25 protein-coding genes, 1 other RNA gene and 1 riboswitch are annotated in these 23,806 nt (G+C 56.9%); of the genes, 4 read left to right on the plus strand and 22 right to left on the minus strand.

What is annotated here, in order from left to right:
- Window positions 1-325: 325 nt before the first annotated feature.
- The 5 genes from FE782_RS26030 to FE782_RS26050 all read right to left on the minus strand — a co-directional run bounded on the left by FE782_RS26030 (window position 326) and on the right by FE782_RS26050 (window position 3,709).
- The gene (locus tag FE782_RS26030; RefSeq protein ID WP_138197291.1) at window positions 326-718 is read right to left on the minus strand and encodes a type II toxin-antitoxin system death-on-curing family toxin; all 393 of its coding nucleotides are present in this window, start codon (window positions 716-718) and stop codon (window positions 326-328) included.
- A 1-nt stretch (window position 719) separates the two neighbouring features.
- Entirely contained in the window at window positions 720-1,013 is a 294-nt protein-coding gene (locus FE782_RS26035; protein WP_138197292.1) for an AbrB/MazE/SpoVT family DNA-binding domain-containing protein, read from the minus strand.
- 149 nt (window positions 1,014-1,162) lie between these two features.
- Window positions 1,163-1,534, minus strand: a complete 372-nt coding sequence (locus FE782_RS26040) for a VOC family protein (protein WP_138197293.1) — start codon at window positions 1,532-1,534, stop codon at window positions 1,163-1,165.
- Between the two features lie 113 nt (window positions 1,535-1,647).
- A complete protein-coding gene (locus tag FE782_RS26045; protein ID WP_138197294.1) occupies window positions 1,648-2,946 on the minus strand; it encodes an NCS2 family permease in 1,299 nt (432 codons plus the stop codon).
- A 59-nt stretch (window positions 2,947-3,005) separates the two neighbouring features.
- Window positions 3,006-3,105, minus strand: a riboswitch (purine riboswitch).
- Between the two features lie 25 nt (window positions 3,106-3,130).
- Window positions 3,131-3,709, minus strand: coding sequence for a TetR/AcrR family transcriptional regulator C-terminal domain-containing protein (locus tag FE782_RS26050; RefSeq protein ID WP_138197295.1), 579 nt, complete (start codon window positions 3,707-3,709; stop codon window positions 3,131-3,133).
- A 120-nt stretch (window positions 3,710-3,829) separates the two neighbouring features.
- On the opposite strand from FE782_RS26050, the gene FE782_RS26055 reads away from it, so the two are divergent.
- The 3 genes from FE782_RS26055 to FE782_RS26065 are packed head-to-tail and all read left to right on the plus strand — an operon-like array spanning window position 3,830 to window position 5,552.
- Window positions 3,830-4,699, plus strand: a complete 870-nt coding sequence (locus FE782_RS26055) for an alpha/beta fold hydrolase (protein WP_138197296.1) — start codon at window positions 3,830-3,832, stop codon at window positions 4,697-4,699.
- Entirely contained in the window at window positions 4,696-5,367 is a 672-nt protein-coding gene (locus FE782_RS26060; protein WP_158299556.1) for a DUF998 domain-containing protein, read from the plus strand. The genes FE782_RS26055 and FE782_RS26060 overlap by 4 nt, the downstream gene beginning before the upstream one ends.
- Window positions 5,346-5,552 carry a hypothetical protein gene (locus FE782_RS26065; RefSeq protein WP_138197298.1) on the plus strand — a complete coding sequence of 69 codons (207 nt, stop codon included), beginning with the start codon at window positions 5,346-5,348 and terminating at the stop codon, window positions 5,550-5,552. Before FE782_RS26060 ends, FE782_RS26065 begins: the two co-directional genes overlap by 22 nt.
- Window positions 5,553-5,596: 44 nt before the next feature.
- Here FE782_RS26065 and FE782_RS26070 read toward each other — a convergent pair whose 3' ends face one another.
- Both FE782_RS26070 and FE782_RS26075 read right to left on the minus strand, forming a co-directional pair.
- Window positions 5,597-6,064: a hypothetical protein gene (locus tag FE782_RS26070; RefSeq protein WP_238392666.1), complete on the minus strand. Its 468-nt coding sequence runs from the start codon at window positions 6,062-6,064 to the stop codon at window positions 5,597-5,599.
- An 18-nt stretch (window positions 6,065-6,082) separates the two neighbouring features.
- The gene (locus tag FE782_RS26075) at window positions 6,083-6,814 is read right to left on the minus strand and encodes a YhgE/Pip domain-containing protein (protein ID WP_158299557.1); all 732 of its coding nucleotides are present in this window, start codon (window positions 6,812-6,814) and stop codon (window positions 6,083-6,085) included.
- Window positions 6,815-6,969: 155 nt separating this feature from the next.
- On the opposite strand from FE782_RS26075, the gene FE782_RS26080 reads away from it, so the two are divergent.
- Window positions 6,970-7,584 (plus strand): TetR/AcrR family transcriptional regulator, encoded by a 615-nt coding sequence (locus FE782_RS26080; protein ID WP_138197300.1) that lies wholly within the window; start codon window positions 6,970-6,972, stop codon window positions 7,582-7,584.
- Between the two features lie 97 nt (window positions 7,585-7,681).
- Here FE782_RS26080 and FE782_RS26085 read toward each other — a convergent pair whose 3' ends face one another.
- The 15 genes from FE782_RS26085 to gap form a co-directional block, all read right to left on the minus strand.
- Window positions 7,682-8,347 (minus strand): hypothetical protein, encoded by a 666-nt coding sequence (locus tag FE782_RS26085; RefSeq protein ID WP_158299558.1) that lies wholly within the window; start codon window positions 8,345-8,347, stop codon window positions 7,682-7,684.
- A 44-nt stretch (window positions 8,348-8,391) separates the two neighbouring features.
- A complete protein-coding gene (locus FE782_RS26090) occupies window positions 8,392-9,069 on the minus strand; it encodes a response regulator transcription factor (RefSeq protein ID WP_238392667.1) in 678 nt (225 codons plus the stop codon).
- Entirely contained in the window at window positions 9,044-11,119 is a 2,076-nt protein-coding gene (locus FE782_RS26095; protein WP_138197302.1) for a sensor histidine kinase, read from the minus strand. Before FE782_RS26095 ends, FE782_RS26090 begins: the two co-directional genes overlap by 26 nt.
- 154 nt (window positions 11,120-11,273) lie before the next feature.
- On the minus strand, window positions 11,274-11,675 hold the full coding sequence (locus tag FE782_RS26100; RefSeq protein WP_138197303.1) for an HNH endonuclease: 402 nt from the start codon (window positions 11,673-11,675) through the stop codon (window positions 11,274-11,276).
- A gap of 87 nt (window positions 11,676-11,762) precedes the next feature.
- Window positions 11,763-12,128, minus strand: a transfer-messenger RNA (tmRNA) gene (ssrA, locus tag FE782_RS26105).
- 120 nt (window positions 12,129-12,248) lie between these two features.
- Window positions 12,249-12,677: a DUF3889 domain-containing protein gene (locus tag FE782_RS26110; protein ID WP_138197304.1), complete on the minus strand. Its 429-nt coding sequence runs from the start codon at window positions 12,675-12,677 to the stop codon at window positions 12,249-12,251.
- Between the two features lie 109 nt (window positions 12,678-12,786).
- Window positions 12,787-15,453 carry a ribonuclease R gene (rnr, locus tag FE782_RS26115; protein ID WP_202914610.1) on the minus strand — a complete coding sequence of 889 codons (2,667 nt, stop codon included), beginning with the start codon at window positions 15,451-15,453 and terminating at the stop codon, window positions 12,787-12,789.
- A 115-nt stretch (window positions 15,454-15,568) separates the two neighbouring features.
- Entirely contained in the window at window positions 15,569-15,802 is a 234-nt protein-coding gene (gene secG / locus FE782_RS26120; protein WP_138197306.1) for a preprotein translocase subunit SecG, read from the minus strand.
- A 172-nt stretch (window positions 15,803-15,974) separates the two neighbouring features.
- Window positions 15,975-16,829, minus strand: coding sequence for an MBL fold metallo-hydrolase (locus FE782_RS26125; RefSeq protein ID WP_138197307.1), 855 nt, complete (start codon window positions 16,827-16,829; stop codon window positions 15,975-15,977).
- Between the two features lie 15 nt (window positions 16,830-16,844).
- The gene (locus tag FE782_RS26130; protein WP_138197308.1) at window positions 16,845-17,552 is read right to left on the minus strand and encodes a M50 family metallopeptidase; all 708 of its coding nucleotides are present in this window, start codon (window positions 17,550-17,552) and stop codon (window positions 16,845-16,847) included.
- Between the two features lie 65 nt (window positions 17,553-17,617).
- Window positions 17,618-18,910 (minus strand): phosphopyruvate hydratase, encoded by a 1,293-nt coding sequence (gene eno, locus FE782_RS26135; protein WP_138197309.1) that lies wholly within the window; start codon window positions 18,908-18,910, stop codon window positions 17,618-17,620.
- A 247-nt stretch (window positions 18,911-19,157) separates the two neighbouring features.
- On the minus strand, window positions 19,158-20,693 hold the full coding sequence (gene gpmI / locus FE782_RS26140; protein WP_138197310.1) for a 2,3-bisphosphoglycerate-independent phosphoglycerate mutase: 1,536 nt from the start codon (window positions 20,691-20,693) through the stop codon (window positions 19,158-19,160).
- Complete coding sequence (gene tpiA / locus FE782_RS26145; RefSeq protein WP_138197311.1) at window positions 20,690-21,451, minus strand: triose-phosphate isomerase; 762 nt, start codon at window positions 21,449-21,451, stop codon at window positions 20,690-20,692. Before tpiA ends, gpmI begins: the two co-directional genes overlap by 4 nt.
- 15 nt (window positions 21,452-21,466) lie before the next feature.
- Window positions 21,467-22,654: a phosphoglycerate kinase gene (locus FE782_RS26150; RefSeq protein WP_138197312.1), complete on the minus strand. Its 1,188-nt coding sequence runs from the start codon at window positions 22,652-22,654 to the stop codon at window positions 21,467-21,469.
- A 100-nt stretch (window positions 22,655-22,754) separates the two neighbouring features.
- Window positions 22,755-23,759, minus strand: coding sequence for a type I glyceraldehyde-3-phosphate dehydrogenase (gene gap / locus FE782_RS26155; RefSeq protein WP_138197313.1), 1,005 nt, complete (start codon window positions 23,757-23,759; stop codon window positions 22,755-22,757).
- Window positions 23,760-23,806 lie beyond the last annotated feature (47 nt).

Here is a 23,806-nt window from a genome sequence, read left to right on the forward strand (position 1 = left end):
TGCGGAGGCGGGGCGGTGGATGTGCACCGCAGCGGTGCAATAATTGCACCATGGCGAGGCAAAAAACGCTGCACGACGGTGCAATCGGCTAGAGGATTGTGCGTGGCGGCGTGGCGGGGCGGTGGATGTGCACCGCAGCGGTGCAATAATTGCACCATGGCGAGGCAAAAAACGCTGTACGACGGTGCAACCGGCTTGAGGATTGTGCGTGGCGGCGTGGCGGAGCGGTGGTTGTGCACCGCAGCGGTGCAATAATTGCACCATGGCGAGGCAAAAAACGCTGTACGATGGTGCAACCGGCTAGAGGCCTCCTTGCGCGTGCCCCTCATTTTTCTCCGCAATGTTGTTCCAGGATTCGTGCGATCGATTCGAACGAGTATAATCCCTTAGCGATATCGACAATAAACTCTACTGCAAATTCACGTTCCATGCGCATGTGAAACCCATTCAGTAATAAGAAAGATTTTGTTACAAGATAGGCTGTCCGCTTATTCCCATTGTAAAAACAATGGTTCTTAACCAAAGACTCCAACAACGCCGCAGCCTTTTCGAAAAGAGTCGGATAATCATCCTCGCCGAAGACGCTCTGCTGGGGTCTATGCACTGCGGAATCTAAAAGCCCGTGGTCTTTGACGCCGGCTTGCTCCGCATCGTTCATTCGTTTCATCATGAAGTAATGCGCCGAAACGATCCCTTCCTTCGTTAGAAACACCGTCATCTTATCGATCCTTTAAATCTTCAAGAATCCCCTTGTCTTCCTCGAAGACATCAAAGAAAGCTTCCAGCACTTCAGGACGAACATGATCGGGCAATTTACCTTGCCGCGCTTTTTTCAGCACGATTTCGCCGCGCTCATTTTCGAGGAATTCAATCTCGTCCCCTTGGGATACATTTAATTTCTCAACAAGTCCCTTAGGCAAACTAACGCCAAGGCTGTTCCCCATCCGTCCGATTTTCCGTGAAAATCGGATCTCATTCGATTTGTCCTTCGTCAATTTGACCACACCACTCATTCTACATTCTCCTCTCCATAGTATGATCAAATTTGAATGGTTATAACGTAATTACAGTAATAACTTTTCTAACGTGGGTACATTCTATCAATTAGAAATAGAAATATAAAGCCTCCCACCCGATTTACGGCGGAAGGCTATTCCATGTCTTATCGATGCTGGTCCATAAGAATCCGATTTCCGTCTGGATCTTCAATGAAAAAATGAGCGGGACCCTCCGTCGCCTCATTCGCTTCTACCAGCATTGGGATTCCCTTTTCCTTCAGCTGCTTTTGAATCTCTCGGATGTCCGTAAACTCGTCGAGATTTTCCGCATTTCCATTCCACCCCGGATTAAAGGTCAGGAGGTTCTTTTCGAACATTCCCTGGAATAACCCGATCACGCAACTCTCGTTCTTCAGAATAAGCCAATTCTGAGTCATGTCCCCGCCTAACACTTGAAATCCGAGTTTTTCGTAGAAATTCTTCGATTCATGAATATCTTTTACGTTTAAGCTTACGGAAAATGCCCCAAGTTTCATATTCGATTCTTCTCCTAATTATTCATTTCCGGACCTTCCCTAAGTATAGCCAAAAATAACCACGGAAGTATACGTCCATGTCGCGCTCTGCCCGAAATCGAATGGATCTGGGCTCAGTGACCGAAGAACGCAAGCTGTACGAAAAATAAGACCGCGAACAAATAGAACATTGGGTGCACGTCCTTCCACTTCCCTCTTACAGCCTTCAAGATCGGGTAAGCGATAAAGCCGACGCCGATTCCCGTCGCGATGCTATACGTTAAAGGCATCAATACGATGATTAAAAAAGCAGGAAAAACGACCTCGAATTCGTTCCAATCGATTTTCCGCACCACGCTGATCATGAGGAAGCCGACGATAATCAACGACGGCGCCGTAATCGCCGGAATGGAGGCAAGGACCGACACGATCGGGGAGAAGAACAGCGTAAGGGCCAAGAGCACGCTCACTGTGACGGCCGTCAGCCCCGTTCGTCCTCCGACCGCGACTCCCGCGCTGGACTCGATATATGCCGATGTCGGGCTCGTCCCAAGGACGGCTCCTGACGTCGTACCGACGGCGTCCGCAAGCAGGGCTCCCCTCGAACGAGGAAACTTCCCGTCCTTCATCAACCCGGCCTGCTCCGCTACCCCGAGCATCGTCCCCGTCGTATCGAACAACGTAATGAGCAGGAAGGTGAATACGATCGCATACAACCCGTTCGTAAACACGCCGCCGATGTCCATTTGGAACGCGGTCGCGGATAGTCCGGTCGGCAGCGAGACGAATTGCTCCGGCAGCTCCAACATGCCCATAAAACCTGCGATAATCGCCGTAATGACCATCCCTATAAACAGGTACCCTTTCACCCGATAAGACAACAACGCAAGAGACACCGCCAGCCCGATAATGCTCAATAGCGTCATAGGTTCCGTCAACGTGCCTAACGTGAGCAGCGTAGCCGGGGAATCGACGATGATTTTGGCGTTTTGCAATCCGATGAATGTAATAAATAAGCCGATTCCTACCGTGATCGCATGCTTTAAACTATCGGGAATCGCGTCAAGCAGCATATAGCGAAACGATGTCAACGATAAGATCACGAATAACAAACCCGCGACGAAGACCGCGCCGAGCGCGGTTTGCCAAGAGAGCCCTTCTCCGCCGACGACGCTGAAGGCGAAGTAAGCGTTCAGCCCCATGCCCGGGGCGATGACGATCGGATAATTCGAGGCGAGTCCCATAATTAACGTCCCGATAATACTTGCCGCCACCGTCGCGATAAACACGCCTTGAAAATCCATGCCGGCTTCGCTCAATATGCCCGGATTCACGATGACGATATATACCATCGTGAAAAACGTCGTCACGCCGGCGAGAAGCTCCGTTCCTGCCGACGTTCCTCTTTCCTTCAGCTTGAACCATGTCTCCATTCTCTGTTTCCTCCGCATAAAAAAATAAAAAACCTAACCTGAATATAGGATGCGTTGAAATACACGCAACCTATACTCGTAGTTAGGATTCTTTGGCTCCTTGTAGAAACCCTCAAACCATATTATTGAGGATATACGAGACGTTCGTTTGCCTTAGATAAAATACTGAATCCTCGGTTCGTTGTCAATCCTTTCCCCCCATGTTCCTAAAGCCCTTGATTAACACCTGAACGCCGAAATAAAATTCATGCTCCATATCCGGAACGGGCGTAGATTCATTGCGGTCCATAAGGGTCACTCGGTATTCGTCCAGGAGGAAGGAACAAATATAGTTATTTAACATCCATCCCGCCGAAAAGAGGTCCCGACCGGCGAACCCGGCTTTCTCGAGCATCCCGTTCACTTTCGTAATGAGGTGAAGCCTGTATGGGGTCGTAGGCGGGGTTTGTACCAGCACATGAACGGAATCGCGGATCTCCAAGTACGTCGTTCGGCATCGTCCGCTGAACTCGAGCAACTGTTCTTCCCAAGGAAGGTTTTCGTCCGGGAACGCGATCCCCTTGCATATTTCTTCCCCCATCAAGCTCATGAGCTCATGTTTGTCCCGGATGTACCAATACAAGGAAGCCCCTTTGATATTCAGCGCTTGCGCCAGCCTGCGAATAGTAAGCTTCTCGACCCCCTCTTCCTGGAGGAGAGCCATGGCGGTCTGAACGATGACGGATAGATCCAGTTTCTCGCTGTCCGATGTTCTTTTGGCCAAAAATAAACACCTTCCTTCTCTTGACAATCATACCATGGCGACTGTAATCTAACAATGTTAGATAAAGACTAACGCTGTTAGACAGGAATGACGAATTAAGATAAGGAAGGTCGTGATCCTATGTCGGCGCCTCGCTTCGCGATGTCCAAGGATGGTACTCGAATCGGATACTACCAAGTCGGCCGCGGCCCTGGTTTGGTGCTGCTCCATGGGATCATGGAATCCGCCTCCAGCCATATGGAGCTTGCCGAAGCTCTGTCCGACTCCTTGACCGTCTACTTGCCGGAACGCCGGGGCAGAGGAGTCAGCGGTCCTTACGGAGAGCGTTACGGATTGCAGACGGAAATCGAAGATCTCGCGGCTGTTCTGGAACAGACCCGAGCGACCTCCATATGCGGAATCAGTCTGGGCGCTTTGCTTGCGTTGGAAGCGGCGCGGGCCGATCCCTCCATTCGGAAAGCGGCCCTCTTCGACCCGCCGCTTTCCTTCGACGGTTCCGTATCGACGCATTGGCTGAAGCGATTCGATGAAGAAATGACTCGAGGCGATATCGCCGCCGCGTTGGTAACCAGTATGCTGGGAACGCGGTTGGGGCCGCCTATATTCCACCGACTGCCTCGTCGGCTGCTCGTCGGTCTAACCAAGTTGATGTTGGCCGGGCAGGAGAAGAACGCCGCCGCAGGCGACGAGATCCCCTTCGGCCGGCTTGCCGCAACGATTCCTTATGATGTGGGCCTCGTCGACGAAATCATAGTACCCGTAGATCGTTATGACTCGATGGGTACGGATTTTCTCTTGATGGGAGGCGATCGAAGCCCGGCCTATATGAAGGATGCGCTTCATAAGCTCGAGAAGCTTCTGCCGGGGGCGCAAAGAATCGAATTCACCAAGCTCGGTCATGAGGGGGCCGGCAATCGGAGTCGCCGCGGCCAGCCCGATCGAATCGCTCGGGAATTGCGTAATTTTTTTCTTAGAGGAGAATGCTCATGAACAGTTCGAATTCTAGCAATCGGAAATTCGAATTGTTACGACTGCTGCCTTTGGGCGCCATCGCCGGCCCTGTCCTTTTTACATTGGCATGGGTCGTTCTCGGCTTCCTGAGCGATGGGTATACCATCTACGGAGAACGCATCGAACCTTATTCCGCCGTCACGCAACCTATTAGCGGCTTGGGAATGGGGGCTACCGCCCCCTATATGAACGGAGCCTTCATCGCGAGCGGAATCCTCCTCTTCGCAGGACTTCTAGGTGTATTCCGCAGGATGAGAGACTACGGTAAGCCTTCCATCCGTAAAGCCTGTTTAGCATCGTTCGCACTGTCGCCTATCGGCCTTATCGTATGCGGTCTTTATGATTTGGAACAAACCTTGATGCACTCGATAGGCTTCCTATTGAGTACCGGCACAACGGTGGTGAGCTTCGTCATCGGGGGATTTTATTTCCGAGACATTCCGAATTGGCGTAGATTCGGGAACGCTATGCTCGCGGGCAGTCCCCTTACGCTCCTGCTTGTGATTTTCTTCTTCATGAGCTTCGATCCCATCGCCGCAGGGCAAGGGGTCGGAATCGGCGGCATCGCCAGCCGCGTTCTCGCGTTAGAAGTCCTCGGCTGGTTCGCGCTGATGGGATGGAACGCGTGGGCGAATCGCCTGGAATAAAGCGAATCAACCCAGGCCCCGCCCCGGGCGGATGGCTAACCACCGTCGTCTCCCGAATCTGCCTCGACATGCTCCAAACCCGCAAATCCCGCCACGAGGAATCGATGGAAGCGTACTCGCCCCATGCAGTGATGAATCATCCGCACAGCGATCCGGAAGGCGAAGCGCTGCTGGGCGCCGCGTAATGCTCGGATTGTTTCGAGACCGCTGCGATTCCCCCGTCTTCCCTTTACCTGCTCACGCCCACGCCTTGCTTCTTGGTCGCAGCCGATGGCTTATAGATCGACAGCAGCAGCACGACCAAGCTGACGACGGCAATGCCGCTCAACGCAACGGTTGCTCCATTCCAGCTAATACCGCCACCGAAGAAGAACAGCTCTCGCAAGCCATCCACCAAAAACCGCATCGGCAGCCAGGAATGAATCCAGTCCCGGTAAAAGCCGTTCATAAATTCCTCGGGCAAAGCGAGCAGGGGTGTGCCGAAAAATAACAGCAACACGAACAATACGATTCCGCGAATTCCCGTCCATGACAACACGGCTGAAATCATCAAGAAGAAGCTAAGCACCGATAGGCTAAGGAACCATCCTACATCCGCAATATCCGGCACATCCAGCTGCAACATTGCGTCTGCCAGCCAAGACAAGCCAAAGCCGACCGGCAATGCAACAAGGATACCGAGCGCAAGTTGCGACAATCTGACTAGAAGCCTCCGCTAGCGGCTATCCGCAGCCTCCACCGCTTTGCCCGCCGCAATCGTCGAAACGGCCGCTCCCGCAATGCTTGCCATCCACAGCGGCTGAAACAGCGATACCGGCGCGTTGCCGCGCGCAGGACTACTGCCGGTCTCGTTGACATTCGTAATACTGCTGACGATTGGAGATACAACAACGGCCGCTTGCGACGGCGTCAAGGTCGCGCCCTTGGCCTCCAATTCCGCTAGAAGCTGCGCGCTCACCGCATCGTTTATCGTCGCCAGCGCCCCGCTCATCATTTGGGTAACCATCGAGGATGCCGTCGCATTCATCCCCTGGTTGACCAGCGCTTCAAGCCGTGGCGACTCCGGTGCAGACGATCGAAGCGAAGCCTGTTTTGCGCTGAAGTCGGCAGGAATGACCAGCGCAGCGTAATACTGCCTGTCGTCAAGTCCTTCCCGCATCTCCTCATAGCTGCCGACCTCGACCCATTTCACCGGCGAGGCGGCGGTACCTCCTTGACTCCGGTCGGCGGCCCCCGCGCCGGTCGTGATTTGACCAAGCAGGGCTTCACCCAGCTTCATCTCCGTCCCGTCCTGCAGAATAGCGCCTTCATCCAGGTTAACAACGGCTATCGGCAGATTCGCCGGTTTCATTGTAGCGGCAGGGTAAGACGTCAGCACAAAAATAAACAACGCCGTAAGCGCAATTATCGGCGAAGCCGCAAACAGCTTATTTCGAAAAAGATTCATTCTCACACACTCCCTCAGTCGTATTTGAACACCGTGTTGATTAATGTTCACAATGTAGATTATAATGAGCTCGCATCCAATTACAATAATCAGAATGTAAGAGTCTGCCGTATAATCAACACGTGTGTCCATTCTGTTGAGAAGGAGTGATGATAATGTCCGAGCCGCCTGTTCAAGACAGAAGAATCGTGCGTACGAAACGCTTGATCAGAGACGCATTGACGGAATTGATCGAGGAAAAGGGTTTTGAAGGAATTACGGTCAAAGATTTGACCGATCGTGCGGATATTAATCGCGGTACGTTCTATATTCATTTCAAGGACAAATATGATTTGCTCGATCAAAGCGAAAAAGAAATTATGGATCATATCGAACGGTTAGCCGCATCCGGCTATCAATGGGCTATGGCTGGGGACTGGAAAGAAATAATCCATGGCGCTACCATCCCCTTTGTTCAGAAGTTGTTCGAATATTTCCAGGAACATGCAAGGTTCATGAATGCCGTTCTGGGGCCAAAAGGCGATCCATCGTTTCAGAAACGGCTCCGGGAAGTCATTCGCAAAAGGGTGCTGCCCGTTTTGACGCAGACCAGACACGAGGTGCTGGTGCCGGTTCATTATTTGACGGCATACGTCAGCTCCGCCCATCTAGGCGTCATCCAGGAATGGCTGGAGAACGGCATGGAGACCCCTCCACCCGAGATGGCTACCATTCTGGCGCGATTATCGCTTCTAGGTCCGGGTCATGTCGCCGGCATAACGCGGGAGTAGGGAACCCGTTCAAAATATCTCTAGGTGGTCGTTTCAAGCAAAAATCCACAACCTCGTGCGGTTGTGGATTTAGCACTTGGAGCTCCGCTCCCGTCAGTCAAGCAGGCAAACCATCTACGTCGAGATTTGTAAGCGCCTTTCCTTTAGCTGTTTTCTTCCATACTTCAATCCCGAACAGCATGAAGGCCAGACCCCAAATAATCGGCGAGTAATCCGATACGACAGGAAGAAAGTTGAGAACCGGCGACGCCAGCAGTAAAATCGCCGGCACAATGGATAACACTTTCGTTCGCAGTACCGTAATAGCGAATAAGATCATACCCAGCATCAGGAACGGCATCATGAGGGCACCGCCGATCATAATAGGCAGCGGAGGCATATTCGCCTCCAGGATGGACGGATCATGGACCGCAAACACGAGTGTCGAGAAGACCATGGCCATCAGTATAAAGCTTGCAACGGAGTGGAAGAGGAAGGCGGTAAACCCGAGTTTGCCCATTTCTTTGATATGAACAAAATATAAGCCGAACATTCCCATCCCCATACACATCGTACCGAGGATACCCGAAACCAATTCCGGTACGCTATTCATTCCCCACACGAGTGCTAGCGGAGTCATCAGGGCACGAAAAAAACCTCCGATAATACCGCAAACCGCCAAAAATCGAATCACTTTCAAAAACGTCATTTCCAACATCCTTTCCCTCATCCATTTGGTTTGCTTGATATCGTAAGCATACGCACCCGGACGTCCCAACGTCATGTGACCGGTGTCCCGCGCGGCTAGGAAAAAAAAAGACCCATCCGTCAGGATGGATCTCGTTTGCCCAAACCGGCTTCTCGCGCCATTACGATCGCATGGGCTCGGTCGGCTGCATGCAGCTTGCTTAATATGTTGGATACATAGTTTCGCATCGTTTTGGAGGCGATCCCCAGTTGTTTGGCAATCTCCGCATTGTTTCCCCCTCTGGCGATCCAATCGAGGATCTCTCTTTCCCGCGCCGTCAGCTCCGGGAATACATCCGCGCCGGGCTTCTTGTTCATCGTATCGAAATAATACATCATCCTTCTCGCAATCGCAGAGCTGAAGATCGCCTCCCCTTCTCCGACGGCTACAATCGCTCGAACGATTTCCTGCTGCGACGCATCCTTCAGTAAATAACCTCTTGCACCCGAACGCATCGCCGCAAAGACGGAATGATCGTCATCGAACATGGTAAGGATCAGGATCCCCGTCCGCGGATGCTTAGCGATAATTTCGCGACTGGCTTCAATTCCATTGATTCCCGGCATATTGATGTCCATCAGAATCAGATCCGGGCGCTCTGCATCTGCAAGCTGAATCGCTTCTTCTCCCGTCTGCGCTTCGCCTACCAGTTCGAATTCCGGCAGAGACTTCAGCAACCCGACAAGGCCGTCCCGAAAGACGGGATGATCTTCTGCAATCAATATCTTTCGTTTACGCATACGATTGTCTTTCTCCACGGACGCTCTCTCCCTCTTTCCAGATCGGTATGGTTACCGCTACCGTCGTTCCAGCACCCTGCACCGATGTAACCGATAGGCGTCCTCCTACCTCTTCCGCTCGTTCCCTCATCGATTGCTGCCCCACTCCTGCTTTGGGATTCGACGGAAATCCATGGCCGTCATCCTTTATTGCAATGTGGAGATGCGAATCGGCCCGTACGGTTATCTCGCACTTGCTGCCTCTCGAATGCCGAATTGCATTCGCGACCGCTTCTTGTATAATCCGATAGCCAGCCACCTCAACGGCGGCAGGCAGCGCAGGCAGCTCCTCCATCGTCTCAACCGTGACCCGCAGAGGATGGTCGGCAAATTGGTAAGCGATCTCCCGCACGGCGAAAGCAAATCCGAACTCGTCCAAAGCGGGCGGCCGCAGCGCATAGACCAAGCGGCGCAAGCTGCTTATGGTTTGTCTGAGATGCTCTTGAATGTCGCTCAGCTTGCCTGCCGTTTCGTCGTCGGCTTGTTGTTTGTACAGGAGGCCGTCTATTTTATGCGCTATACTGGCCAGCTCCACGCCGAGACCGTCATGAAGATCCCGACGCAGCCGACGCCGCTCTTCCTCTCTCGCCGTCACCAGACGCTCGCGGGAGCGTTGCAGTTCGCCCTGCAATCGAACCGCTTGCACAGCAATTCCGGCATGCCGAATCAAGTCATCCAGCAAATAATATTTAGCCGGAGGCAATGTCTCCCGCCAAGAACGTACCCCCAGTCGGAGAACGCCTACCTTCTCTCCCTGAATCTGAAGAGGCAGCTCCGAAGCCGTCTCCCCGGCCACTCCATGGGAAGCAAGCGCGATTCGACGTCCGTCCTGCTCGATTTCGATCGAAGCATAAGGAATTCTGAGCGCTTGCGCAAGCCCTTCAACGACAGTCTGCATTAACGAGGAATGCGTCAACGTTAATTCCACCCGCTCGGTGAGCCTGGATAGTACCGTATAAGGCTCTTCCCGATCGCCATATACCAGCCGATTCACCCCTCGCTGAACGGCGGATCGGATGGGCTGGAATAGAACCGCCGCCATGCCGGTCGCAAGCAGCGACACGAACACGTTCCCGTTGCTCTGCAGTACCGCCCCGAATAAACCTACAACGATAACGTACGTGCTGATCACAAATACCGTCATGAATACATAGATGATCGTCCTGTTAAAGAGGATCGACATATTGCGGAGGCGCAGCTCGAAGATCGATATTCCGATGGAGAAAGGCATGAACAGAAGCCCTGTATAGAAAACAAACCACGTGAGCATTTTGGCAAGTCCGTGATCCAGACTCTGCAGCAGCAAGCTGACCGGAACGGCGATAAGGAAGCTCCCCAGACTTGCGACGAACCACTTGATCTGCCTCTTTTGTTCCACGGTAGTCGCATTTCGATATCGTCTCGCTTGCGAGTAGACAATAAGTACATGAAGAGTTAGGAAAGCCGAGGTACGGAATACTGCAGGCCACGTGTTGGGGTCGATCAGGGTACCCTGCAGAAAGTATTGTCCAATCGTCCCCACTAGACCGAAGTAAGCGGGGACACGCAGCCATCCAGGGGCAAAATGCCCGTCCGGATAAAGAAATAGAAAGAAGAGGTACAAACCTCCCGTAAAATTAACGATTTGCAAGAGAGCATTCATGTCAGGAGAACCCTGAAATACTTCCGGCTGTATTCCTAACGCCGTTCCCGTGGCGATCAACAGGATCGAAGCGAACAAGCAGACCCGATCCTTGAACCCATAATAATAAAGAAGGGCGCCGATAGAGAAAAACGTAATGAATTGAATGGTGATCAGAATTGTCACGATCGCCCCGTACAAATGCGTAGACATGCCGAAGCTGTTCAGGTCGGCCGCTTCCTTGAACGTAAGCTGGAATAAATTTCCGCAGGCCGAAGCCGCGCACGGAGTCAAGTACAACTCATAGGATTTCCAGGCGGAGAATAGAAAGACAGCAATGGATATAGCGGCGATATACCACCAACCGACATGCTGTGTTAGCGTGAAGATTCTCTGAATATGCTTCACTTGACACCACCGTTTTCTTATTTCCGGTTTTTCTAGTATCTGGGTCCTTGCTTGTAAAATGGAGGTGTTCTCACTGAGTTTAAGTCTACATGACTCTTATATAGAAATAAATAATTTTCCATCCGCTCCTGGTTTCGCCGGGTCATTTTGCTGACTATGACGCGCTATACTTAGCTTTCATGATGCGGTAACAGAGCTTAATAAGATTCGGCACGGAAAACACTTTTCCTATAAGATATGAGAACGCTGCACGGTTTCCTCGCTTCGTGTTGCACTCCATGCAAGAAGCGAGTAAGTTTCGGGGAAGATCCGAGCCGCCTTTGCTTGAAGGGACAATGTGATCGACCGTCGTTGCGGGACGCCCGCACCACAAGCATGTGTACTGATCCCGTTTTAATGCGGCTTTCCGACAGTCTCGAAATAAAAATGGGTTGTAAAGCAATCGAATCGTCTGCTCGTCAATCCAGACGGCACGAGCGCGATCGACTTCTCTCCATGCCCGGTGAAGCAAACAGGGGGTAAGTTTGTGACCATCCACATTGAGCACTGTTATCATAGTCAATCGCCTCCTAAAGCTAAAGTCAGTCAATAACGCATTCGAACCACAAAGCAAAAGACACCCTCTCGGGTGTCTCTGCACTTGGTATGGAGCCGAGGGGAGTCGAACCCCTGTCCGAAAATAACGGCACACAAGCTTCTACGAGTGTAGTTACGGTATTGTTGTCATCGCGCGGACGCCCCGGAACCGGCTTCGCGCGCGATCAGCCTGATTGTCTTCTTCCGTCAGACCCCAGGCGGAGACCTGACGGCGTATCCCACTAAAGGTGAGCCCCTATCCTAGCACATGGGCGATGCTAGGTAGAAGCACGAGAGCAGGTTATTAAGCTGCTACTGCGTAAGAAGGTTGTGCTTTGCCATTTATTATGGCTTTAGCGTTGATGAAGCGGACGCGGCCCCGCTACTCGCTACTCATGCTCGAACTATTCCCGTCGAATCCATAAACGGCCCCGTAAGTAAAGCAATGAAGCGGCGTTACAAAACCATTATAACACGAACCGCCGCCGGGGAGTATGGAGAGTGGTGGAACGCGATCCATGGAAGACGAAGCAGCCGCAGCTAGCTTGCCGTCTTACCGCGTCCCGGTCCCTGCAGCGGCGCCGCCCAAGCCCGCGCCTCCGCCCGCACCAACGCCAGGGGCGAGGCCCGTGCCTAACGGATCGACGTCCACGGCGATGACGCGATTGGTTTCCGGATCGAACGCGATCCGCACTTCGACGACGAATTCGCGTCCGCCTTCCCTCAATGCATAATGGAACGTCTCGACCGCGTCGCGTCCCATATGCTCATAATCGACGATCTGCGCGTTCGGAAACCGCCTGCGGGTTTCCTCCAGCCCGAACCGTCCCCATGGGCCGTACAGCTCCACGGGTTCGTTTCGGATCGTTCGCGCCGCGACGTCGTTCCCTTCGGCCTGCATTCTCGGTTGTGCGTTGCATGCAGGGAGAATCAAGCCGACCGCTAGTACATATAAGCTCCACTTTAACAGGATCGTCCGCATCGGGGAAACTCACTCCTTATTTCCTTGGTTAGGAGTAATTTGCCCTTCGGACGGTCGCTTTTATGCAAAATCGGCCGCGCCCCGCGAGGAGCGCGACCGAAACGAATGCTTAGTCTTTGCGCTTTTTCTTCTTCCACCGCTTCTTCTTCGGCTCGCCGCTCACGTCGAAGCGCGGCGGCGTCAGCTCGGTCGATGCCTCGACCGCGATCAACGCGGACGTGCGCGGGCCTCCGCCGGCGCGCGGACCGCTGCGGCCCTTCTTCTTGCCGCCGCCTCCGGCGCCTTTGCCCGAGCCGGGCCCCGCGGCGAAGCCGCCGCCGAAGCCGCCCGTACGCGGCTTCTTCTTGCCGCCGGCCGCGCTGCGCTTGCCCGGGCCTCCGCCGGTGCCGCCGCCGCCGCTCGGACCGGCGCCCGCCCCGCCGGCGCGGCGCTTGCCCGCGCCGCTCGGCTTGAAGCCCCAGAAGTCCGCGCCGCCGCTTTCGCCGGCGGCGTTCCGCGTCCCGCGGGCGTTCCGCTCCTGCGTCCCCTCGGCCGCGATCACCTTGCCGCGGCTGCGCTTCGTGCGGCCGCCAGCGCCTCGGTGCACCGCGTCCGCGTCGGCGCGAATGACGTTCGCCCGACCGCCGGCGCGCGACTTCATGTCGACGAGCTCGAAGTCGATGTTCCGCTCGTCGACGTTGACGCGGGCGACGCGCACCTTCACTTCGTCGCCGATGCGGAACACGCGAGCGGTCCGCTCCCCGATGAGCGCGAGCTGCATCTCGTGGAAGTGGTAATAGTCGTCGGACAGGTCGCTTAGGCGAACAAGACCTTCGATCGTATTTTCCAGCTCAATGAACATGCCGAACGACGTCACGGACGAGATGATGCCCTCGAATTCCTCGCCGATCTTGTCGACCATGTACTCCGCCTTCTTGAGCGCGTCCGTCTCCCGCTCCGCGTCGACCGCGAGCCGTTCGCGCTCGGACGATTGCTGGGCGATATCGGGCATCCGAGACGCCAGATACTCCTGGCGATGATCCGTCAGCGCGCCGCCGTTATCGATAACCTCGCGCATGATGCGGTGAATGACGAGGTCCGGGTACCGCCGAATCGGCGACGTGAAGTGCGAATAAAATTCCGCCGCGAGGCCGAAGTGGCCGAGCGACTCCGCGTCGTACCGCGCCTGCTTCATCGAGCGAAGCATAACGGTGGAGATGACGGTTTCTTCCTTAGCGCCCTTGATCTCCTCGAGCAGCGATTGCAGCGCGCGAGGGTGGACGGTGTTGCCCTTCCCCTTCACCACATAACCGAAGTTCGTGATGAACTGCATGAAGTGCAGCAGCTTCTCGCCGTCCGGATCCTCATGGATCCGGTACAAGAACGGCACCTTAAGCCAGTGGAAATGCTCCGCCACCGTCTCGTTCGCCGCCAGCATGAATTCCTCGATCATCTGTTCCGCGATCGTTCGCGGGCGCTTCACGATGTCGATCGGCTTGCCTTCCTCGTCGACGATCACCTTCGATTCCGAGAAGTCGAAGTCGATCGCGCCGCGGCGCATCCGCTTCTCGCGCAGAATCAAAGCCAAGTCGCGCATCTGACGGAAGAACGGCAGCAGCTCCTTATACCGCTCGAGCAGCTCCGGCTCCGGATCGGCTTCTTCGTCGACCAGCAGACGTACGTTCTTATACGTCATCCGTTCGACCGTCTTAATGACGGACGGGAAGATGTCATGGCGGACGACCTTGCCCGTCGGGTCGATCTCCATCTCGCAGGAGAGCGTCAGCCGATCGACCCTTGGATGCAGCGAGCAGATACCGTTCGACAGCCGGTGCGGCAGCATCGGAATGACGCGGTCCACCAAATAGACGGACGTGCCGCGGTTGAACGCCTCGCGGTCGAGCGCCGAGCCTTCCTTCACGTAATAGCCGACGTCCGCGATGTGGACGCCTAACAAATAGTTGCCGTTCTCGAGCCGCTGTACGTCGACCGCGTCGTCGAGGTCTTTCGCGTCTTCGCCGTCGATCGTCACGATCGTGCGCCCGCGCAGATCGCGCCGTCCGACGAGCTCTTCCTCGCGGATCGTATCCGGCGCCGCCTCCGCTTCCTCCATGACCTCCGGCGGGAACGCCTCCGGCAAGCCGAACTTGCGGATGATGGACAAGATGTCCACGCCCGGATCGTCCTTATGGCCGAGAATTTCGACGATTTCGCCTTCCGCCGCCGCCCGGCCGTCCGGGAACGTCACGAGCTTGACGACGACCTTCTGTCCGCTCACCGCGCCCATGAATTTCTCGCGGGGGATGAACACATCCTTCTGAATTCGCTTGTCGTCCGGGAGGACGAAGCCGTACGTCTCATGGTTGTCGAAGGTGCCGACGATTTGCGAATTCGCCCGCTTCACGACGCGCACGACCTCGCCCTCGAGCTTCGTGCCGTTCGGTCCGCCGCGGCCCGTGACGCGGCCGATGACGGTGTCGTTCTGCATCGCGCCCTTCATGTCGTTCAGGTGAATGTAGATGTCCGGATGATCCCGATCGTCCGGGATGAGGAATCCGAACCCCTTCGGATGGGCATGCAGCCGGCCGCGCACGAGGTTCATCCGCTCCGGCACGCCGTATCGGTCCGTGCGCGTGCGAATGACTTCGCCCTCGTTTTCCATCTCGTTCAGAAGCTTCACCAGCTCCTTAAACTCCTCCGCCCCGTCGACGCCATAATGGGTCTCCAACTCCTGGACGGTCATCGGCTTATAGGCCGTCTCTTGCATAAACTCAAGAAGCTCTTGCTTCGTAACCAAGCGCATCACCCCGATTCGTTACTACTAGTGTATCCACTCGCAGGCAAAACAAAAACAGCAGGTTTAGCGTAACCTGCTGTGCATCGAACGCATTCATGTATAATTGTTCCTAGCCTCAACCGACAACGTAAGCAACCACGATGGTCAGGATGAAGAAGCCGGCCGCGAGGCCCATCGTCACGCGTTGCAGCACAAGCTCCATGCCGCGCGCCTTCTGCTTGCCGAACAGATGCTCCGCACCGCCCGTGATGGCGCCGGACAAGCCTGCGCTCTTCCCCTTCTGGAGCAGCACGATCGCGATCAAAGCGACGGAGAAAATGATCAAAAGCACTTTAAACAATGTTTCCAAACGTTCCACCTCCGAACCAAGGATAAACGGTATATACGTCTCTCGATAAAGGACAATGCCGTTTACCGAGACCATTTCAGGTGTTTGCATCCGCAGGACATAATGTACTGAATCGCGGACAAAACTCACGTATTAGCAATAGTATCATACATTGCCGGACAAGGCAACGTTTTCAGCTTCGGCGCGCGCCGAGCGAGAATTGCGAAACCGTCTGCCGATCGCTTTCCGTCAGCTCCCGCCCCAACGCTTCCGCCAGCTCGCGAGCGATTCGTCCCTCGTCTTCGCCGTGCGCGAGCGCCAGCTTGGCCAACGTCTCGAACTCCTTCATCTCCGCCCAGAACGTTGCGCGGTCTACCGGCTTGTAATGAGACTCGATGTACCACTCTGCGTCGTAGGCGCGTACGAGGTCGACCAGCCGCAGCAGGTCGTCCGCCTTGTAATACCGCGGGCCGTCGTAGATCGCGGGTCCGAGCGCGTCGCCGATGAACAGGATTTTCTCTTCGGGTACATAGAACAAGCACGAATCGTCAGCATGCACGCCGCCGACGCGGTCGATGCGGCACGACACGCCGCCGAGATGCAGCGTCATGCTTCCCTCGAACGTCGCGTCCGGCAGCCGCACTTCGATGTCGTCCCGGTCGTCCCCGAACTCCTTCTTCATATAGGTCGCGCAAAACTCGATCTCGGTTCCGGCGGAGACCCGTTCGTCGATCGCGGCGTCCGACCAGTCGAGGCCGACTTGCGTCGCAAGCTTGTCGCGCGTCCTCGCGTGCGAGAGGAGCGGTACGGCATCGACGGAGGCGCCGAAGCTGTGGTCCCAATGCCAATGCGTCAGCGCCGTCACCGCGTCTCGGGTTGCCCCCGCCGCCGCGCGCACGCCTTCCCGGAAGGCGGCCGTATGCCGCTTCGAATTGCCTGCGTCGATATAAAGCATTCGTTCGTTCCCGAGCACCGCGCCCAGAATCGGCCGATCGACCGACCCGTCCGCCGGCATGTATAAGAATCGTGGAGTCAGAGAATGAATCATGTTCGGAAAATGCTCCTATGACAGCGGCGATACGCCGCGTTTTTTCGAAAATAAAGGCTTCTTCGGCCGCGGCAAGAAGTGGCCGATCGCCCGCTTCGCGCACCAGAGCGCGAACAGCAGGAAGAAGACGCCCCAGACGATGGCGGGAATCCCGGTCGCGTTCGCGAGGTTCGCGGCGTCCCCGGCCCCGCTCGGCGTCGTCGCCGCCAGAATCGTAATCGTAATTGCGCCGACCACGGATTCCACCAACGACAGGAAGGCGAGCAGCAAATAGTAAGCGACCCGGACGAAGCCGATCGGCAGAACGAAGGCGACGACGTTGATGCCGATGAAGCCGAGCAGCCACTGCGTGCCGAAGTCGTTGCGGACGAACAGCACTAAGCATACCAACGCCACGACGGTGACGATCGCGAGGCCGAGCCGATGCTGTCCGTGCCGGTGCAGCGCGAACAACAGCACCGCGAACAGCGACGCCGTCATATAGCCCGACAACGACACCGGAAGCAGCCGCCAGCCGCTCTCCACGGCCGACAACGTCACCCCGCTGTGGTCTTCGTATAAATGGATATATTGCACCTCGCCGGACAACAGCAGCGTCGCCGCGGCGTGGCCGAATTCGTGAATCATCGTGTCCATGTTGCGGAAATACGGAGAAAAGGGGAGCCACTCCGTAAGCGCGAAGCATCCCACTAGTAACGCTAGCGTGACGATCCATCGGCCCATGAGCGGCTCCCCCTATGCTGAGCAAAGTTTGCGCGGCGGGCTCCCCCGCTCCGCACCCTTCTATCTTACTTGAAATTCTTCAAGTTATAGAACGCCTTCTTGCCGGCGTATTGCGCCGCGACGTTCAAGTTGTCTTCGATGCGAAGCAATTGGTTGTACTTCGCGACGCGGTCCGTCCGGGACGGCGCGCCCGTCTTGATTTGGCCTGCGTTCGTAGCGACCGCGATGTCGGAGATCGTGCTGTCTTCGGATTCGCCGGAACGGTGAGAGATAACGGCCGTGTAGCCCGCGCGCTTCGCCATCTCGATCGCGTCGAACGTCTCCGTCAACGTACCGATTTGGTTGACCTTGATCAGGATCGAGTTGCCGATGCCTTCTTCGATGCCCTTGCCGAGGCGCTCCGTGTTCGTGACGAACAAGTCGTCGCCGACGAGCTGCACTTTGCCGCCGAGGCGATCCGTCAGCAGCTTCCAACCTTCCCAGTCGTCTTCGGAGCAGCCGTCTTCGATCGTGATGATCGGGTACTTGTCGACCCAGCTTGCGAGCAGGTCTACGAACTCGGCAGGCGTGAAGGACTTGCCTTCGCCTTCAAGCTCGTATTTGCCGTTCTTGAAAAATTCCGTGGACGCGACGTCCATACCGAGGAACATGTCGACGCCCGGCTTGTAGCCTGCGCGCTCGATCGCCGTGATGATCGTCTGCAGCGCTTCTTCGTTGGAGCCGAGGTTCGGCGCGAACCCGCCTTCGTCGCCTACGGCGGTGTTCAGACCCTTCTCCTTAAGAACGGACTTCAGCGCATGGAACACTTCCGCGCCCGCGCGAAGCGCTTCGGCGAACGTCGGCGCGCCGACCGGCAGTACCATGAACTCTTGTACGTCGACGTTGTTGTCCGCATGCGCGCCGCCGTTGACGATGTTCATCATCGGCACCGGCAGCTGCTTCGCGTTGAAGCCGCCGAGGTAGTTGTAGATCGGAATGTCGAGCGCGTCCGCGGCGGCGCGAGCGACCGCCATCGAAACCGCGAGGATCGCGTTGGCGCCGAGCTTGCCCTTGTTCGGCGTGCCGTCGAGGTCGATCATCGCTTTGTCGATCGCGACTTGCTCGAGCGCGTCGAGGCCGATGATGACCGGCGCGATCGCTTCGTTAACGTTCTGGACGGCCTTGAGGACACCCTTGCCGAGGTAGCGGCCCTTGTCGCCGTCGCGAAGCTCTACGGCTTCGTGCGCGCCCGTGGAGGCGCCGGACGGAACGATGGCGCGGCCTTTGGCGCCGGATTCGAGCTTTACTTCGACTTCGACCGTCGGGTTGCCGCGGGAGTCGAGCACCTCGCGTGCGTAAACGTCAGCAATAATCGTCATGGATAGTACACTCCTTAGATAAGGTTATTTCAGTAGGCCGAAGCCTATGATGCATTGGGTTGTTTTCCGGTAGCAACAAGCGCAAAAATGCAGTTATTTCGGCCGAAATTCGCCGTTCCGTCCCGAATAAGCGCAAAAGTGCAGGTATTCGAACCCGAATCGGCTCTACCTACCGTAAATAGATGCACTTATGCCGTTATTCCCGCCGACCTGGATCTCCGCCGTAAAAACAACTGCAAATTCGCCGTTATTTCAGCAGCGTGTTCCCCGTCATCTCGACCGGCTTCGGCAGCTCGAGCAGCTGCAGCAGCGTCGGCGCGATGTCCGCGAGGATGCCGTCGTCGCGCAAGGAGACGCCTTCGCGCGTCACGATGAGCGGCACCGGGTTGATCGTGTGCGCCGTGTTGCGCGTGCCGTCGTCGTTCGTGACGACGTCCGCGTTGCCGTGGTCCGCCGTAATGACGGCGACGCCGCCCTTCGCCAGGATCGCGTCGACGACGCGGCCCAAGCATTCGTCCGTCGCTTCGACCGCGCGGATCGTCGGCTCGAGCAAGCCCGAGTGGCCGACCATGTCCGGGTTCGCGAAGTTGAGCACGATCGCGTCGTGGCGCTCCGCTTCGATCTCCGCGACGCAAGCCGCGGCGACCTCGTAAGCGCTCATCTCCGGCTGCAGGTCGTACGTGGCGACCTTCGGCGAGTTGATCAGGATGCGCGTCTCGCCTGGAAGCTCGACGTCGCGTCCGCCGCTGAAGAAGAACGTCACGTGCGGATACTTCTCGGTTTCCGCGATGCGGAGCTGCTTCAGTCCGTGTTGGCCGAGCACTTCCCCGTAAGTATTATCCAATTCTTTGGGCTTATAAGCAACATATCCGTCCACGCTCTCGCTGAAGAGCGTCAAGCAGACGAAGTACAAGCCCGTCGGCGCCTTCTCGCCGCGGTCGAACCCGCGGAAATCCGCGTTCGTGAATACTTGCGAAAGCTGGATCGCGCGGTCCGGGCGGAAGTTGAAGAACACGACCGCATCGCCGCTTTCCACCAAGCCGACCGGCCGGCCGTCTTCGCCGACGATGACCGTCGGCATGACGAACTCGTCGAACACCGACTTCTCGTGCGATTCGACGATCGCTTGCATCGGGTCGGCGTACGTCGGGCCTTCGCCGTACACCATGGCGCGGTACGACTTCTCCGTCCGCTCCCAGCGCTTGTCGCGGTCCATCGCATAGTAGCGGCCTTGCACCGTCGCGATGCGGCCGACGCCGATCGAAGCGATCTTCTCCTGCAGCTCGCCCATATACTTGCGCGCGCTGTCCGGCGCGACGTCCCGGCCGTCGAGGAATGCGTGGATATACACTTCCTCGAACTGCTCCTTCTTCGCGAGCTCCAGCAGCGCGAACAGATGGCCGATGTGGCTGTGCACGCCGCCGTCGGAGAGCAAGCCGTACAGGTGAAGCTTCTTGCCGTTCTCCTTCGCGTGGCGAACCGCGCCGATCAACGTCTGGTTCTCGAAAAATTCGTTATCCCGAATCGACTTCGAGATTCGCGTCAGGTCCTGATAGACGGTCCGACCGGCGCCGATGTTCAGGTGACCGACCTCGGAGTTGCCCATCTGGCCCTCCGGCAGGCCGACCGCCTCGCCGTGCGCGGTCAACGTCGTATGCGGGTACGTGTTCCAGTACCGGTCGTAGTTCGGCTTCTTCGCTTGCGCGACCGCATTGCCATGCGTGTCGCCGCGCAGTCCGAAGCCGTCGAGAATGATCAGCGCTACCGGTTTCGGACGACTCATGCCCGCGCACCTTCCACCAGCGCGACATAGGAGTTCGGCTGCAGCGATGCGCCGCCCACCAGAGCGCCGTCGATGTCGGACGCGCCGAGATACTCGCGCACGTTCTCCGGCTTCACGCTGCCGCCGTATTGAATGCGGACCTTCGCGGCCGCGTCGGCGCCGAACGCTTCCGCGACGACGGAACGGATATAAGCGATGACTTCGTTGGCGTCGGCCGCCGTGGACGACTTGCCGGTGCCGATCGCCCAGATCGGCTCGTACGCGATGACGAGCGACGCGACTTGCTCGGCCGACAGGCCTTCCAATGCGCCGAGCGTCTGCACGCGGCAGACGTCCTTCGTGCTGCCGGCTTCGCGTTCTTCCAGCTTCTCGCCGACGCAGACGATCGGAATCAAGCCGTAGCTCAGAGCGGCCTTCGTCTTCTTGTTGACGGTTTCGTCGGTTTCCGCGAAGTATTGGCGGCGCTCCGAGTGGCCGAGGATGACGTATTTCACGCCGAGGTCGACCAGCATCGGGCCGGATACTTCGCCCGTGAACGCTCCGTTCGCTTCCCAGTGCATGTTTTGCGCGCCTACGGCGATCGCCGTGCCGCGTGTCGACTCCACGAGCGCCGGAAGCGCCGTGAACGGCGCGCATACGACCGCTTCGACGCCGGAGACGGCGGCGACGGCCGCTTTCGCTTCCGCGATGAAGGCGGACGCTTCCGCGCCGGTTTTAAACATTTTCCAGTTGCCTGCAATAATCGGTGTTCTGCTCATCTCTCGAACTACCTCCTACTTATCGTTAAGCGCTACGACGCCCGGAAGCGCCTTGCCTTCCATAAACTCGAGGGAAGCCCCTCCGCCGGTGGAGATGTGATCCATCTTGTCGCCGAGGTTGAACTTCTCGACCGCCGCCGCGGAATCGCCGCCGCCGATGACCGTATAACCGGACGTCTCCGCGCAAGCTTCCGCTACCGCGCGCGTGCCGTGCGAGAACGGCTCGATCTCGAACACGCCCATCGGTCCGTTCCAGACGACGAGCTTCGACGATTTGATAACGTCGGCATACATCTCGCGCGTCTTCGGTCCGATGTCGATGCCTTCCCACTCCGCCGGAATGCCGTCGATGCCGACGATCTGCGTGTTGGCCGTCGGGCTGAAGTCGTCCGTGACGACGATGTCGACCGGCATAAGGAAGTTCACGCCGCGCTCTTTCGCCTTCGCCATGAATTCTTTCGCTACGTCGATCTTCGAATCGTCGCAGAGCGACTTGCCGATTTCGTAGCCTTGCGCCTTAAGGAACGTATAAGACAAGCCGCCGCCGATGATGACGTTGTCCGCGATCTCGAGCAGCTTGTTGATGACGTCGATCTTGTCCTTCACCTTCGCGCCGCCGACGATCGCCGTGAACGGGCGGTCCGGGTTGAACAGCGCCTTGCCGAGCACGGACAGCTCCTTCTCCATCAAGAGGCCCGAGACGGCCGGCAGATGATGCGCGATGCCTTCCGTGGAGGCGTGCGCCCGATGCGCCGCGCCGAACGCGTCGTTCACGTACAAGTCCGCGAGCGCGGCGAATTGCTTCGCGAGCTCCGGATCGTTCTTCTCTTCGCCCTTATAGAAGCGTACGTTCTCGAGCAGCAGCACGTCGCCCGCTTGAAGCGCGTCGACCGCCGCTTGCGCCGCCGGGCCTACCGCTTCGTCTACCTTCGCAACGTGCTTGCCGAGCAGCTCGGAGAGGCGCGCCGCGACCGGCGTCAGCCGCATCTCTTCGACGACTTCGCCCTTCGGTCGGCCGAGATGGCTTGCGAGAATGACCTTCGCGCCGCCCTCGATCAAAAACTTGATCGTCGGCAGCGTTTCGCGGATGCGCGTGTCGTCGGTGATCGCGCCGTTTTCGAGAGGTACGTTGAAGTCTACGCGAACGAACACCCTTTTCCCAGATACGTCTACGTCTCTTACGCTCTTCTTGTTATATGCCATGGTCCATTACCTCCGGATTTAGGTCTAGACCCGCGGAAAGGCGCCCCCGCCTTGCTTGCCGGAGCGCCTTCCTTCCCTGCGGGATGTGTGTTCGCGAATCTTAGAGGCCCTTGCCGGCGATGTAGGACACGAGGTCTACGACGCGGTTCGAGTAGCCCCACTCGTTGTCGTACCAGGAGACGACCTTCACCATGTTGTCGCCTACGACCATCGTCGACAATGCGTCGATCGTGGACGAAGCCGGGTCGCCGTTGTAGTCGCTCGAGACGAGCGGCTCCTCGGAGTAGTTCATGATGCCCTTCAGGCGGGAGTTCGCAGCGTCCTTCAGGACGGCGTTCACTTCTTCGACCGTAACGTTCTTGGACACTTCGACGACGAGGTCCGTGACGGATACGTTCGGCGTAGCGACGCGGAACGCCATGCCGTTCAGCTTGCCCTTGAGCTCAGGCAATACGAGGGAGACGGCTTTCGCCGCGCCCGTCGTGGACGGGATGATGTTCTCCGCAGCGGCGCGCGCGCGGCGCAGGTCCTTGTGCGGCAGGTCGAGCACGGATTGATCGTTCGTGTACGAGTGAACCGTCGTCATCATGCCCTTGACGATGCCGAAGCTGTCGTTGAGCACTTTGGCGAAAGGCGCCAAGCAGTTCGTCGTGCAGGACGCGTTGGAGATGACCGTGTGCGCCGCCGGATCGTACTTCTCTTCGTTGACGCCCATAACGATCGTGATGTCTTCGTTCGTCGCCGGAGCGGAGATGATGACTTTCTTCGCGCCGCCCTTGAGGTGAGCTTCCGCCTTCTCCTTCGCCGTGAAAATGCCCGTCGACTCGACGACGATTTCCGCGCCTACGCTTGCCCACGGCAGGTTGCCAGGGTCGCGCTCGGAAAATACTTTCACCGTCTTGCCGTTTACGATCAGGGCGCCTTCGCCCGCTTCTACCGTCGCGTCGAGCTTGCCGTGCGTCGTGTCGTATTTGAGCAAGTGCGCGAGCGTCTTGACGTCCGTCAAATCGTTGATCGCGACTACGTCTACATCCGGGTTGTTCAAGGCTGCGCGGAATACGTTGCGCCCGATCCGACCGAAACCGTTAATGCCTACTTTTACCATGAAGAAAACCTCCTAAAAAATATGTTTATATCAAGACGCGCTGCCGC

It is taken from the genome of Paenibacillus antri, assembly GCF_005765165.1.
GTDB lineage: Bacteria > Bacillota > Bacilli > Paenibacillales > YIM-B00363 > Paenibacillus_AE > Paenibacillus_AE antri.

Excerpts from the sequence above, each read along its gene's own strand:
- FE782_RS26150 (WP_138197312.1), bottom strand. The coding sequence starts at position 22,654 with ATGGCATATAACAAGAAGAGCGTAAGAGACGTAGACGTATCTGGGAAA.
- FE782_RS26085 (WP_158299558.1), bottom strand. The coding sequence starts at position 8,347 with ATGACGTTGGGACGTCCGGGTGCGTATGCTTACGATATCAAGCAAACC.
- gap (WP_138197313.1), bottom strand. The coding sequence starts at position 23,759 with ATGGTAAAAGTAGGCATTAACGGTTTCGGTCGGATCGGGCGCAACGTA.
- FE782_RS26075 (WP_158299557.1), bottom strand. The coding sequence starts at position 6,814 with ATGAATCTTTTTCGAAATAAGCTGTTTGCGGCTTCGCCGATAATTGCG.
- FE782_RS26045 (WP_138197294.1), bottom strand. The coding sequence starts at position 2,946 with ATGGAGACATGGTTCAAGCTGAAGGAAAGAGGAACGTCGGCAGGAACG.
- FE782_RS26035 (WP_138197292.1), bottom strand. The coding sequence starts at position 1,013 with ATGAGTGGTGTGGTCAAATTGACGAAGGACAAATCGAATGAGATCCGA.
- FE782_RS26110 (WP_138197304.1), bottom strand. The coding sequence starts at position 12,677 with ATGCGGACGATCCTGTTAAAGTGGAGCTTATATGTACTAGCGGTCGGC.
- FE782_RS26080 (WP_138197300.1), top strand. The coding sequence starts at position 6,970 with ATGTCCGAGCCGCCTGTTCAAGACAGAAGAATCGTGCGTACGAAACGC.
- eno (WP_138197309.1), bottom strand. The coding sequence starts at position 18,910 with ATGACGATTATTGCTGACGTTTACGCACGCGAGGTGCTCGACTCCCGC.
- FE782_RS26100 (WP_138197303.1), bottom strand. The coding sequence starts at position 11,675 with ATGATAACAGTGCTCAATGTGGATGGTCACAAACTTACCCCCTGTTTG.
- tpiA (WP_138197311.1), bottom strand. The coding sequence starts at position 21,451 with ATGAGCAGAACACCGATTATTGCAGGCAACTGGAAAATGTTTAAAACC.
- FE782_RS26030 (WP_138197291.1), bottom strand. The coding sequence starts at position 718 with ATGACGGTGTTTCTAACGAAGGAAGGGATCGTTTCGGCGCATTACTTC.
- FE782_RS26055 (WP_138197296.1), top strand. The coding sequence starts at position 3,830 with ATGTCGGCGCCTCGCTTCGCGATGTCCAAGGATGGTACTCGAATCGGA.
- FE782_RS26060 (WP_158299556.1), top strand. The coding sequence starts at position 4,696 with ATGAACAGTTCGAATTCTAGCAATCGGAAATTCGAATTGTTACGACTG.
- gpmI (WP_138197310.1), bottom strand. The coding sequence starts at position 20,693 with ATGAGTCGTCCGAAACCGGTAGCGCTGATCATTCTCGACGGCTTCGGA.
- FE782_RS26040 (WP_138197293.1), bottom strand. The coding sequence starts at position 1,534 with ATGAAACTTGGGGCATTTTCCGTAAGCTTAAACGTAAAAGATATTCAT.
- FE782_RS26125 (WP_138197307.1), bottom strand. The coding sequence starts at position 16,829 with ATGATTCATTCTCTGACTCCACGATTCTTATACATGCCGGCGGACGGG.
- FE782_RS26130 (WP_138197308.1), bottom strand. The coding sequence starts at position 17,552 with ATGGGCCGATGGATCGTCACGCTAGCGTTACTAGTGGGATGCTTCGCG.